The organism is Pseudoalteromonas sp. DY56-GL79, from assembly GCF_041414765.1.
Classification (GTDB): Bacteria; Pseudomonadota; Gammaproteobacteria; order Enterobacterales; family Alteromonadaceae; genus Pseudoalteromonas; species Pseudoalteromonas piscicida.
On the sequence record NZ_JANHZS010000008.1, the window covers coordinates 134284 to 148096 of the forward strand.

At 45.4% G+C, this 13813-nt stretch carries 6 protein-coding genes; 2 read left to right on the forward strand and 4 right to left on the reverse strand.

Features of this window, described 5'->3' with window-relative positions:
* The first annotated feature begins 315 nt into the window (after positions 1-315).
* On the forward strand, positions 316-1839 hold the full coding sequence (dgt, locus tag NO992_RS07675; RefSeq protein WP_371375812.1) for a dGTPase: 1524 nt from the start codon (positions 316-318) through the stop codon (positions 1837-1839).
* A gap of 360 nt (positions 1840-2199) precedes the next feature.
* Here the strand turns inward: dgt and NO992_RS07680 are convergent, their stop codons facing one another.
* From NO992_RS07680 to NO992_RS07695, 4 genes are all read right to left on the reverse strand, one after another.
* Positions 2200-4581: a TonB-dependent receptor domain-containing protein gene (locus NO992_RS07680; protein ID WP_371375815.1), complete on the reverse strand. Its 2382-nt coding sequence runs from the start codon at positions 4579-4581 to the stop codon at positions 2200-2202.
* A gap of 385 nt (positions 4582-4966) precedes the next feature.
* Positions 4967-6712 carry a methyl-accepting chemotaxis protein gene (locus NO992_RS07685; RefSeq protein ID WP_010377936.1) on the reverse strand — a complete coding sequence of 582 codons (1746 nt, stop codon included), beginning with the start codon at positions 6710-6712 and terminating at the stop codon, positions 4967-4969.
* A 236-nt stretch (positions 6713-6948) separates the two neighbouring features.
* On the reverse strand, positions 6949-8325 hold the full coding sequence (locus NO992_RS07690; RefSeq protein ID WP_371375818.1) for a glycerophosphodiester phosphodiesterase family protein: 1377 nt from the start codon (positions 8323-8325) through the stop codon (positions 6949-6951).
* 446 nt (positions 8326-8771) lie between these two features.
* Positions 8772-11051, reverse strand: coding sequence for a CHRD domain-containing protein (locus NO992_RS07695; RefSeq protein WP_371375821.1), 2280 nt, complete (start codon positions 11049-11051; stop codon positions 8772-8774).
* 318 nt (positions 11052-11369) lie between these two features.
* Here NO992_RS07695 and NO992_RS07700 point away from each other — a divergent pair, with 318 nt between their 5' ends.
* Positions 11370-13217, forward strand: coding sequence for a choice-of-anchor I family protein (locus NO992_RS07700; protein ID WP_371375823.1), 1848 nt, complete (start codon positions 11370-11372; stop codon positions 13215-13217).
* Positions 13218-13813 lie beyond the last annotated feature (596 nt).

Consider the following 13813-nt stretch of genomic DNA (forward strand, 5'->3'; position numbering starts at 1 on the left):
GTCAAATCCAGGTGTTTTTACCACCAAAGTGCTAGATATTTTTTGCCAGACCGTTAAAACTAGGGTTAACTCAAACTGTTAAAAGTAACAAATATAGATGGGCTAGCCCATTACAACGTATTACAGCTATTTTTATCACTTTACTGGCTTAGTCGGTGTTTTGCCTGTTGTTAGTTCGGTACTGAGGTACTGCGCTACCTTACCTTATATAAAGGTTTGCTTGTAGGCTGGCTATGCGAGGTGTCGATTCGGTTTACAACTTTTCCACATTCACCTACATTGGAAATGTAGCTTGGGTCTCAACAGGAAAGTGGCATGCACTTCAAGAATAAAATAACAAACGAACGCTCTTACAATACCGGTGGCAGTGAGGCGAGTAGTCTTGAAAGCGACCGTGGGCGTATTATCAACAGTGCTGCGCTTAGACGGCTGCAACAAAAAACCCAGGTGTTTCCGCTTGAGCGTAATGCGGCGGTGCGTTCGCGCTTAACGCACTCTCTGGAGGTGCAACAAAACGGCCGTTACATTGCTAAAAAAATTGTTGATGCGCTGGTACAGCAAGGTAGGCAAGATTTGCTGCAATATGAGGATAAAAACAGCCAGCAGGTGGATTTGTCTGAGTGTTTGGTCACCCTGTCTGAAATGGCCTGTTTGATGCACGATATTGGTAACCCTGCATTTGGTCACTTTGGCGAGGCCGCTATCAATGATTGGTTTAAACGCTATTTGAGCCAGCATCAACAGTTTGCAAAAAGTGCTCGAGCGGCGCTTAGGTATGGCTCAAAGGAGAGCAAAGCGTCGGATCTGGCGGTGCTGAATCAAGAAATGGAGTTACTGCTCGATATTTGTAGTTTTGAGGGTAACGCCCAAGCCATTCGTGTTATTCATACACTTTCTCGACTCAATCTTACCTATTCACAATGTGCCACTGTGATGAAATATACCCGCTGCGCAACCACGCCTAAATCAACCGTAGCCATTGATAAGTCTTATTTGCAAAAGAAAGCGGGATACTATTTTAGTGAAAGTGGGCTTGTCAGTGAGCTGTGCGACAAGTTACAGATCCAAGTGGGTAATCGCCACCCGGTGACTTATATCATGGAAGCAGCTGACGATATTGCTTATTGCCTTGCTGATATGGAAGACGCTGTAGAAAAAGGCATTATTAGTGTAGATGAGTTAACGGGCTGTTTAATAGAGGAATATCAAAATATCGCAGCAGGATTTGGGATCACCGATGACAAGCTATTAGAGCTTATGAGTAAAAAACTGCATTATGCCAATGACAAAGCCAGCAAGCATATGGCGAATTTTGATAATGAATTTTTTATTTGGCTCCGCGTGGGGTTGTTGCACCCGCTTGCTGAACATGCCAAAACACGTTTTATCGACAATATTGATGCAATCTACGAAGGGAGTTTTAACGCTTCGTTACTGGAGGATAACAGCCACCTTCATGCCATTGTAAAGTCGTTGAAAACTGTGGCGGCCAACAAGGTATTTTCGAATAAAGAAGTCGAGCAGTTGGAGCTTCAAGGCTACAAGATCACCAGCAGCATATTGAATGAATATCAACGGGTGCTTGATTTAGACGCCGACGAGTTTAACGCAGCATTAAATGGCGACCATGACTTTGCGATAGAGTCGCGATTGATTAATCGAATTTCCAAAAAGTATGTTGCGGTATACCGCGAGACCTTGGCGAAGCTTAGTGAGCCTGAGCAAGCAGAGCCGATTTTTGAGTTTTATTATCGCTGCCGCCTTATTCAGGATTTTATTAGCGGTATGACAGACCAGTTTGCCTATGATACCTATCGTGCCTTGACCGCGTTGGATTGAGGTTAATGGTTGAGAGAGTGAGCGCGCGATCTTTTTGAAAAGATCGCCGCGTGAAGCGGCTCCTACGCAAGGTAGCAAGCGGATTTATTCTGCTAAAACAGATGCCTGTCGCGGCGTAAAGCCGCTGCTACGAGCGAGCTAAAAGGTAGAGAAATGATCGCCGCGTGAAGCGGCTCCTACACAAGGTAGCAAGCGGATTTATTCTGTTAAAACAGATGACTGTCGCGGCGTAAAGCCGCTGCTACGAGCGAGGTAAAAGTAGAGAAATGATCGCTGCGTCCTGCACAAGTGGCAATAAAGAAGGAGGTGCAAATTGCACCTCCTTTGAGTTTTGTAATCTAGTAATGCTTTACATGGATATTAAAACGTCACGTTTACACCAAACCAAATATTGCGGGCTTTGTCTTTTACGTTGTAGTCGTCGCTAAATACGACTTCACTTACCACACCACGGCCGCTTAGGTATTCGTATTTACCATCACCGTTTAAGTCGTTGTAATCTGTGCTATAAGACGTAAAGTCTTCATCCAATAAGTTATTGATACGCGCAAACACAGTAACATTGTCGTTAAAGGTGTATTTAGCACCTAAGTGCAATAGGTTGTAGTTTTTGTAGTACATGGCTTTGTCTAGGTTGTTGTCCCAGCCACGGTAACGATCAGAGCGCATTTCAGCATTTAGCGTTAGTGAAAACTCGTCCGTTACTTGCCAGTTTACAGTGGCATTTGCCATGTGCTCAGCGGTATTGGTTAGTGGTTGACCTTCTTGAGGGCCGCTCTTTTGCTCGCTGTCGGTCCAGGTGTAGTTTGCGTATAGTGAAACTGCATCAGTGAACTGGTAACGACCTGCAAGCTCAATACCTTGGATCTCAACTTTGTCGATATTGATTTTTTGGCTGTAAGTATCGTAACCAAGCTCGTCGTATACACCCAAATTCACGCATGGTTTTGCGCCATTGGTTGCAGAGCAGCTCTTGATGGTGTCACCACGGGCGATTTTATCGTCAAACTCCGTTGAGAAGTAAGTGATATTAAAATTGTGGTTCTCAGTTGGGTGCGTCCAATACAATGCAACTTCGTTGTTTACACTGGTTTCTGGTTCAAGATCTGGGTTACCTGCAAACGGTGACGTACCCTGACCACCAAAGCCGGTGATACCGTTGTATAAGTCAGTCGTTTGTGGCGTTTTATAACCCGTGCTGATCCCGCCTTTTACTGTCCAATCGTCAGACAGCTCGTATACACCGTATAGACGCGGAGAAAGTTGGCTACCAAATACATCGTGGTTATCGTGACGGACACCCACAGTAACGGTTAGCGGATCGCTCAGGCTCCAGTTATCTTCTACAAATAGCGAGTACATTTGGTGTTCCTGAACGCCTTGATCAACGCCAGACTCCATACCAAATACGCCATCTTGTAATTCACCGTCAACCCACTGGCCGCCCACAACAAACACGTGATCGCCAAATAAATCGTCAACTGGAATATCCACTCTCGCGTCTAACGTATATTGGTTACTGTTCAGTGTACGCTTTGGACGTGGTAAGAATGTGCTTTCAGCAAGCGCTTTACGCTCTGCTTCTTCCATATCAGCATATTTACCACTGCCATCGTACATCGCTTGTAGTAGTTTACGCTCCGCAACAGAAAGCGGCATAGTACGGCCATTGTTATCGGTATCAACAAACGCCAATGACACAAAGGTTTCAATATCACCAAACGTACCTTGATGCGTTAGTGACCACCAGCTTCGGTCAAATTCTTGATCCGCCGCATAACCTGCGCGTGGATTTACCACACCGCGACGGTCTTGCCAGATTGATTCAATGTTGTCTTTGGTGCCAAGCGGATAGGTAATTTTGCCCGACTCAACGTCGTAGTTTGGTGTATTATCGTACTCTTGATTTGAGATATCGTAGTCAAAAGTAACAGTGTGGTTGTCGTTTGGCGTAAATACAAACGTCGCACCAAGTTGCGTATTAGTGTTATCAACCGTTCTACCACCACTACCAAAACCAAGTTCACGATGATGCTGCTCACCATTTGGATCGATTGCAGGTGAAAACTCAGGGCTTGAAGCTTGACGCTCATAAATGCTACCGCGAGCAGAAAAATTGAGTAAACCTTTAACTAAAGGCCCATAGATACTGAAGTCTGTGGTAATGTCATCGCCAAACTGGTCGTTTGTTTGTAGACTTCGGCCAAAATCGATGCTGCCAGTCCATTCATCTACTGACTTTTTAGTAATAATGTTGATTACGCCGCCCATCGCATCTGCGCCGTAAAGTGTAGAAGCTGGCCCCCTAATGACTTCAATTCGCTCAATGGCACTTTTAGGTGGAATATGGTTAAACGCGTTACCACCAAAGTTATTTGGGTAGATATCACCGTGGTTGTTTTGACGCTTACCGTCAATAAGTAGCAGCGTATATTCGCCTGTTAAACCACGCATGCTCACGCTGCCTTGGCCGGTTTTATCTCGAGTTGTACCAATGTCCACGCCTTCTTGGTACTTCACGGCATCAAGCAAAGTCGTATAGGACTGAGCTTGAATGTCTTCAGCCGTGATCACTGAAATACTCGCTGGTGCTTCTGGTATTTTTTGCTCAAAGCCGGTCGCAGTTACCACGATGCGCTCCATGTCTGGCTGCGCTTTTACCGAGTCAGCAAAAGCAACTGGACTAAGGGCAGAAAGCACCAAAGCAGAAAGTACACCACGTTTAAAAGGCGTGTTTGTCATTGTTAATATCCCAAAATTTATTGCATTAAAGTAAATTTTGGCGCGTACTCTAAATGGAAACTGAACAAAAGTCAAAAATATTGATAATTAATCTCATTTGTATTTTGATCTAAGTGATATTTAAGGGAAGTTGTAGATTTATTGATTTTTCTTGGTTCTACTCATGGAGAGATCGCCGCGTAAAGCGGCGGTCATTAGAGATAGAAGTGCGGGTAAACCCACACCTACCAAATCCCCCCTTGGTAGGAGCTGCTTTATGCGGCGATCATTTGAGATAAGATCGCGGAGTAAATCCGCTCCTACAACATACTCTACCCCTTAGTAGGAGCCGCTTTACGCGGCGATCAGTAAAGAAGAGACCACCGCGTAAAGCGCTTGCTACAAGCTAAACAGTAAACTCCCTTGCATTGTCGTTGAGGCGATGACTGGTTTGCTCTAACTGCTCAACAATGGCCATAAACTCATTCATCCGCTTAATCGCTTCTTTAGAGATATCACTCAGGCCATTGATATTGGTGTTAATGTCTTCTGTCACCGATAACTGCTCCTGTGAAGCGGTGGCAACACCTTGAGTCAAGTCTTTGATTTTGCTCACCGCTTCAAAGATGCTATCAAGCACTTCGGAAGATACCATCACCTGCTCTTCCGTCGCTTGCACTTGGTGCTGACTTTGCTGAATGGCGGTATTCGCACTCCCCGCTTTGGTTTGCAGCTGGTTGATGATATCGCGAATTTCTTCGGTGGATTTTTGGGTTCTTTGTGCAAGGGTCCTTACTTCATCTGCAACAACAGCAAAACCGCGGCCTTGCTCTCCAGCCCTTGCCGCTTCGATGGCAGCATTTAATGCAAGCAGATTAGTTTGCTCTGCAATCGCCTGGATCACGCTCACTACATTTGACACTTGATCACTTTGCTCAGTCAATTCAGAGATAATATTCGCGGTTTCGTCAAAGCGCACTGACAAATCACTAAATTGCTGGCTGGTTTGCGACATCACTTCCATCCCCCGCTGTGCTTCAAGTTCAACCTGATTTGCATAATCTGCGGTACTCACGGTACTGGACGTGACCTCATTGAGTGTTGCGGTCATTTCTTCCGCAGCCGTAGCGATGGTTTCAAGACGGGCATTTTGTTCTTCGCTTATCTCCTTATTACTGCGAATAAAGTGCGCCACTTCTTTGGAAGATTGTGACATCGCGCCACCCGCTGAGCCGATATTCGTGACTGTATTTTTAAAGCTATTGAGCATACGGTTTACGATATTGGCCACCGCTTTAATCTCAGTTGCGCCGCTTTCGTCTACCGTTTTTCTAAGATCGTTTGAACTGCCTATCTCTTCAAAAGTTCTACCAAGTAACTCTATCGGTTTCACGATACGACGACGAACTAAATACACACCGAATAAACTAAAACATACGGTTATGACTAACATCACCATCGCCCACAAAACATAAGACTCTACAGCACTGTGAGCTTGCACAACATTTTGTTTGGTACGACTTTCAAGTTCCGTAAAAAACGATTCAACTGGTTTCATGATGTTGGCTTTATAGCGATGATAATCATCACTGTGAGTAAGCTTAACCGCTTTGTTCAAATCAGGCTCGCCTTGGATGGTGTAATTACCTGAACTATCTTTAAACTTACCTTTTACGGCATTCATGGCTTCGACTTCTAATGCGACGAGGCCATCGGAATTGGCTTGCGCCTCACTTAAATAGTTGAGCTCCTTTTGGCTAAAGCCCGCCGCTTTCATGGCATCGAGTAATACTTCTCGCTGACCGTCTGGTTTAGGTTTCTCACCATAGTTAAGCACCAGATCCCAATAAATTTTATGGTAACCTTCAGGTCTTGGCTTTTCACCATTACGAATTGCTAATACATCCATATACATCTTTTCGTATTTATCGTTCCCAGTTACCGCATAGGTTCTTCCCAATCGCGTTAAATCATCGGAGCTTTGTCTTAATTCATCGGCCAGTTGATAGGCCTTATAACGGTTGTCCGCCATTTGTTCAAAATCAAGCAAAGCGTTGTACATGTTAACAACCAATAATGTAACGATGACGACAAAAACAATAATGCCACCAAAGATAGTGGTCATGAGGATACGGATAGAGTTTAACTTCATGATTCTAGCCTTTATTAAAGCGTTCACAATAAAGACTAGTGCAGAGGGTGAGATTCTTCTAGCATAGAATTAGGAACAAACGGAGTTGACATAATAACAGTGAAAACCAAATCAAAAGATCGCGGGGTGAACCCGCTCCTACCATATACTCAAACTCGTGGTAGGAGCCGCTTTATGCGGCGATCATTAAAGACAAGATCGCGGAGTAAATCCGCTCCTACCACAATTAACACCGCTTAAATACTGGCAGGCATACCCATGCAGCTTGCATAGTAAGTGGTCGTTGCTGGCCAATCAGAGAATACGCCGATTACGCCAACCTCTTTGGCCAATACATCTAGCACTTTAAAGGTATCGCCATCATTATCTATCATCGCCGCACCAGACAGACTGCCGTTGATGCTTTGATAGTACCAACCACCACCGCTGGCTAAGTGACCAGAGCGCTCTAATGTCCAAGTGATGATCCCAAGCCCTGCTGCTTTTGCAGCTTTGGCATAAGGTGAAGGTACGATTTCCCCCCCTTCTTCGGTTAATAACATCCAAAGAGGCGGTGCGATAATGTTAACACCATCCGCTGCAAGCTCCTCCATTGTTGGCGACATTAACTCAGGGTTATGCACGATTTGCTCTGCTGATACCATGGTTTCATTGTCAGCTACTTGCGCTTCGTACCTGTCGTCCAAATACACTGCCTGTGCACCAAACTCTGGATTTTCTTTTATCCAATAGACGACATCGTCACGATTAAATGACTGCGCCCAGACATTTTTTGGATCTACATTTGCGGCTTTATATTCGTCGATCATTTTTTGTGCGTAGGCTTCTTGTGTAAAACCGTCAAAAGGCATGGCGACAGAGGGAGTCTTCAGCTCTGGCGTCATTTTCACGCCTAAACTTTTAAATAACTCAATACTCTGGGCATGGGTCATTAAAGTGCCACGGCTCGAATATAAATCGGTGCGCCAATTTGCCGTGCCATCCATATATTCCGCTACAGTTGTAGCCATTGAGTTCGCGGCATCCATTTTACCTTTTAATGTCTTAAACTCAGCCAAAGTAATGTCGCTGGTACAACACATAGCTTGGGCTGCAATTCCATTTTCAGGATCGCCTGGCACAAATGGTGTTGTACATTTTTGGCCTAAATCCGTTGCTAAAATATTTGTTGTAGTGTGTAAATCACATTGTGAATGGCGACAAACCAGCTCTTTGTCTTTGGTAAAAGCGACGTCACACTCTAAAATCCCAGCACCCATTTTAGCTGCCGCAATATAAGATTCTTTGGTGTGTTCAGGAAACTGCATTGGCGCACCACGGTGTCCAATTGAAAAGTCTGTTTTATAAAAAGGTCCGTTAGCACACTGCTCAAGCTTAGTTTTGAGTGCACTGTCTTCCATATCTTGAATCAAGAAATCAGGCCGTGTGCCCACTTGCATGGCACTTGCGCTACCTGCTGGCACTTCCACAATTACCGGAACTTCAACGACTTTTATTTCAGTCTCCGTTGTGATCACCGGCTTTTCAACCTGCACAACCTCCACAGAATCATCATCACATGCACTCAGTAATAATGCAGCTACGATCGCAGAACAAACGCTTATCTTATTCATTGTAATACCATTATTATTTTAAAGAAGGCTTACGCTAGACGCTTTGTATTACGATTACGGGAACAAATCATGATTTTTTAGTTACATATTTTTAACTAAATATAACTCCCCTGACTGGATAATGGTTGTGTAATTTGAATATAAAGAAAAAGAGCCTGCAGTTAACAGACTCTTAGATGCGAGATAATTACCTAAGCGATTAATTAACCTGAGCTGCGGATAATTAATGCCTTTCTAGCAGCCAGTTTTAGCGCTAACTGCGTTGAATTCACTTCCAATAGCCAGCTATTGGTGCGTAAATTCGCCTTGCCTACAGGATGTAGGTACCTTAGCGAGAGCAGGACGCGGAAGCGGTGTTTTCCCTAAAACTCTCTGGCTAGAGAAGGAAAAAACTAAGCTGTTCTTTAGAAACAATGAGTTGGAACATTCCTTATCCAAACCTCAGGTTAATTAACTATTTGGCCTCTTAACTCACCACTTGGATTTGCTGGTGTATGCACATTCACGTAGTGACCACCGCCAGCCAGAATCGCAAATATTTCCGCTGTCAATGCTGCATTGGCCGGAGCCATCCAGCGATTGGCATCACTACCATCTTGCATTAACGTTAGTAAAACAGGGCCGTTTTCACCAGCAATACCAGTATGTATATGTGCAGCCGTTGCATCGGCAACACCTGAGGTAAGGACTTGTAATTCAAGGTCGAAGCCGTTTCGATTTACCAAAGCATATCCACTACCAGTCGCTGTGGTTGTAACGGCTGGGACTTCTTGCTCGCCACTCAATGGAAACGCTACCAAAGTGTAGTTGTCAGTGAGGATCTGGCCACGTAGTTCACCACTCGCATTTGCTGGTGTATGCACATTCACATAGTGACCACCCGATGCGAGCACTGCAAAAATCTCAGCATTGATCATGGTGTTGTCTGGCGTCATCCATACATTCATATCATCGGTGCTTTGCTCAAGGCCCACTAAAACATCACCATTCATGCCGATCCGGCCGGTATGAATATGTGCCGCCGTTGCATCTTCAACACCCATTGTCACTACACGAAGTTCAACTTCATAATCGTTTGTGTTAACCAGTGCGTAGCCGTCCCCTGACGCCATGGTCGATACCGCAGGAACCTCTTGCTGTCCTGATAGCGCAAATGTAGCGAGCGCATAATTGCTGGTAAGAATTTGGCCACGTAGCTCACCACTGGGATTGCTAGGAGTATGGACGTTAACATAGTGACCACCTGATGCGAGCACCGCAAAAATCTCAGCATTGATCATGGTGTTGTCTGGGGTCATCCACACATTCATATCATCGGTGCTTTGCTCAAGGCCGACTAAAACATCACCATTCATGCCGATCCGACCGGTATGAATATGTGCCGCCGTTGCATCTTCAACACCCATTGTCACAATGCGAAGTTCAACTTCATAGTCGTTTGTGTTAACCAGTGCATAGCCGTCCCCTGACGCCATGGTCGATACTGCAGGAACCTCTTGCTGTCCTGATAGCGCAAATGTAGCGAGCGCATAATTGCTGGTAAGAATTTGGCCACGTAGTTCACCACTGGGATTGCTAGGAGTATGGACGTTAACATAGTGACCACCCGATGCGAGCACTGCAAAAATCTCAGCATTGATCATGGTGTTGTCTGGCGTCATCCATACATTCATATCATCGGTGCTTTGCTCAAGGCCAACTAAAACATCGCCATTCATGCCGATCCGGCCAGTATGAATATGTGCCGCCGTTGCATCCTCAACACCCATTGTCACTACACGAAGTTCAACTTCATAATCGTTTGTGTTAACCAATGCATAGCCGTCCCCTGACGCCATTGTTGCTACTGCTGGCACTTCCTGTTTGCCGGATAAGTCAAATGTCGCAACTGTGTAATTGTCCGTCAGGATTTGGCCGCGGATCTCACCGTTTGGCATCTCTGGCGTGTGTACATTGACGTAGTGTCCGCCCGAGAGCAAAACATTCAACGTCGCTTCGTCTATCATCGTGTCATCAGGCGTTACCCAGTCTGTCATTACTTCGTCGTCCTGCTCTAACACCACAAGTACATCGCCGTTCATGCCAATGCGGCCAGTGTGAATATGTGCAGCAGTGGCATCATCAACGCCCATAGTGACCGCGCGAAGGTAGAGCTCGCCATCGGTGCTGTCGTATGACGCATAACCATACCCCATAGCACTACTTTCATTCATTGGCACCTGTTGTGAGCCATCTAATTTGAACGTGATCACGCTTACCGTGTCAGGCACAATCTGAGCGCGTAACTCGCCGCTTGGAAAGGCTTCGGTGTGTAGATTAATATACCAATCACCGTCCAGCATATCCTCAATTAGATCCTCAGACAGATCTGTGATTGGAATACTCACCTTATTGTCATCCGATGCTTCAAAGGCGAATGCCACATCGCCATTCGCACCTAAATCGCCATCGTGAATATGTGCAGCACTAAAACCTTCGACATTGCTGTAGTCGAGTGTTGCTCTAAATTGCATCAGATTTTCATCAAGCTCAACTGTTGCAAAAGCGGTTTGCATTGACGTATTCATCGGTACTTCTTGCTTTCCTGATAACATCAATTCAAAGGTCTTAGTCGCTGAAAACTCTTGGACTGGCGGCGGTGGCGGAGGTGTAACCGTATCGTTATCGTCGTTATCGCTACATGCCATAAGAAGCATGAGGCAGGCACTTACTATAAACTTTTTCATTATACTCATCCTGTAGACTCGGTTAAAAAGAATGACTTTTGTCACCCATAGCTAACCCTTACGAACAGGTTTGAATAAAAGTTCATCAAATTTGCAAAATTATTGTATATTTTTTGTCTGTACCTAATTGCACCAGCCGCAATACCAACTTTTGCCTAATCATCCTTTGATATCGATGGTACTAACGCTTGAATGGCATTACATCCAGCTCAGTGATATCAATGAATTTCTCACAATAATTGTGAAACCTCATTGCCATATAAGAGTCATCTTTTTGTGATTAAGTAGCAGCTTTAACAATAATAATCAGGATATTTTATGTTTAAGCACTCACTTATCGCGCTCTCTTTGCTTTCTCTTCTCACTGGCTGTTCACTTGATGGTGACGATGGCGCCACGGGTTCGCAAGGGCAACAAGGCGTTGCCGGACAAGATGGTAACGATGGAGAAAATGGTACAAATGGCTCTGACGGCCAAGATGGAGCAAACGGACAAGACGGAACCAATGGCACTAACGCCAATAGCATGCTTGAAATAAGTCTTGTAGGACGCGCAGTGCTTAATGCAGAAAGCCCTGAAGGCGCCGCTGAAATTGTCGCTTACCAAGCGTCCAAAAAATGGATATATGCCATTAATAGTTCAGGCAGTGCCGCTGTGGTTGAAGTTATTCCAGCAACCAGCTTTGATACGGCCGCTCTGGTCAAAAATAATGAAGGTGTTATTACCGCTACAAATTTAACATCAGCCATGACAATCAACTTAAACGACAATACCCCCGGCGACGCAAACAGTATTGCAGTTGACGAAAACAACCAACTATTGGCGGTTGCAATGGCTGCCAAGACGACGGGTGATGCAGGACAAATCGCTTTTTATGATATCTCAGGTGCAACTCCGGCCTTTGTTAAAAATGTAACGGCGGGTGCACTACCTGATATGGTTACCTTTACTCATGATGGCAGCAAAGTCGTGGTCGCAAATGAAGGGGAACCCGCAGGTGACTACAGCGTTGATCCTGAAGGTAGCATCAGCATTATCAACATTAAAAATGGCGTAGTTGCAAATACAGCAACACAATTAGACTTTAGCGCATTTAACACCAAGCAAGCAGAGCTAGAAGCACAAGGCATTGTCTTCGCCAATCCAACTGGTCGCACTATCAATGGCAAACTTATTAATACGACAGTTGCGATGGATTTGGAACCGGAATATGTCACCATCTCTAAAGACAACCGCTTCGCCTATGTTTCAATCCAAGAAAACAACGCACTCGCTATCGTAGATCTCAGTGACAATAGCCTTAATTTAGTCGGTTTGGGATTCAAAGACTGGTCTAATTACACCATGGATGCCTCGGATAAAGATAAAAAGATCAATTTTAAAAAGTATCCCGGTCTTTACGGCATGTATCAGCCAGACACTATCTCTAGCTACACGTGGAAAGGCGCGAACTTTATTGTCTCTGCCAATGAAGGTGATGGTAGAGAATACTTTTTTGATGCTGCGGATGAAGCCGACTGTACCGCGAAAGGTGGCCTAGATTACGATAAAGACGATGGTTGTTTAGCGTACATTGATGAGAGCCGTGCCGAAGATCTTACCTTAGCAAGCAACTTTGCTTATCTCAATAATGACGATGACGACATTGGTCGCCTTAAAGTTACAACGGTGAAAGGCGATGAAAATAATGACGGTCAATATGAAGCGCTGTACACCTATGGTGCACGTTCATTCACTATTTGGGATAGCAACGGCCTTGTGGTGTTCGACTCAGGCGATCAAATCGAGCGGATCACAGCCTCCGTGCATGGCGCACAATTTAACAATGATGAAGACACCAATGAAGGCGATACGCGCTCCGATGCAAAAGGCCCAGAGCCGGAAGCACTAGCGCTAGGTCAAATTGGTGAACGCACTTTTGCATTCGTTGGCTTAGAGCGTATGGGTAGTATCATGGTTTACGATATCACCAACCCTTACGATGTTAAGTTTGAAGATTATTTTTACAACCGCGGATTAGTTGAAGATGCCGAAATCAGTGGCGACTTAGCCCCAGAGGGCATGGCATTTATTCCTGCCGACAAAAGTGCAACTGGCGAAGCCTTATTGGTGATCGGTAATGAAATTTCCGGTTCAGTTGCGGTATGGCAAATCGCTGAAAAATAAAGCATTCACATTAGTCGCTGTGGGAGGCGCTCTATGCGCCGATCTTGATGAAAAGATCGCGGGGTGAACCCGCTCCTACACCATATTCAAGCCCTTGGTGTGAGCCACTTTACTCGGCGATTAATGGGGAAAAGATCGCGGGGTGAACCCGCTCCTACACCATATTCAAGCCTTTGGTGGGAGTCACTTTATGCGGCGGTTATTGGGGAAAAGCTCGCAGGGCGAACCCGCTCCCACAACATATTCAGGCTCTTGGTGGGAGGTGCTTGACGCGGCGATTTTGATGAAATGATCGCGGGGTGAATCCGCTCTTACACCATATTCAAGCTCTGGGTGGGAGCCGCTTTATGCGGCGATTTTGATGAAATGATCGCGGGGTGAATCCGCTCCTACACCACATTCGAGCCCTCGGTGAGAGGTGCTTTACGAGCCGATTATTAGGGAAAAGCTCGCGGGGTGAACCCGCTCCTACACCACATTCAAGCTCTTGGTGGGGGGTGCTTTACGCGCGATTATGGGGGAAAAGCTCGCGGGGTGAACCCGCTCCTACACCACATTCAAGCTCTTGGTGGGAGCCGCTTTACGCGGCGATCAGT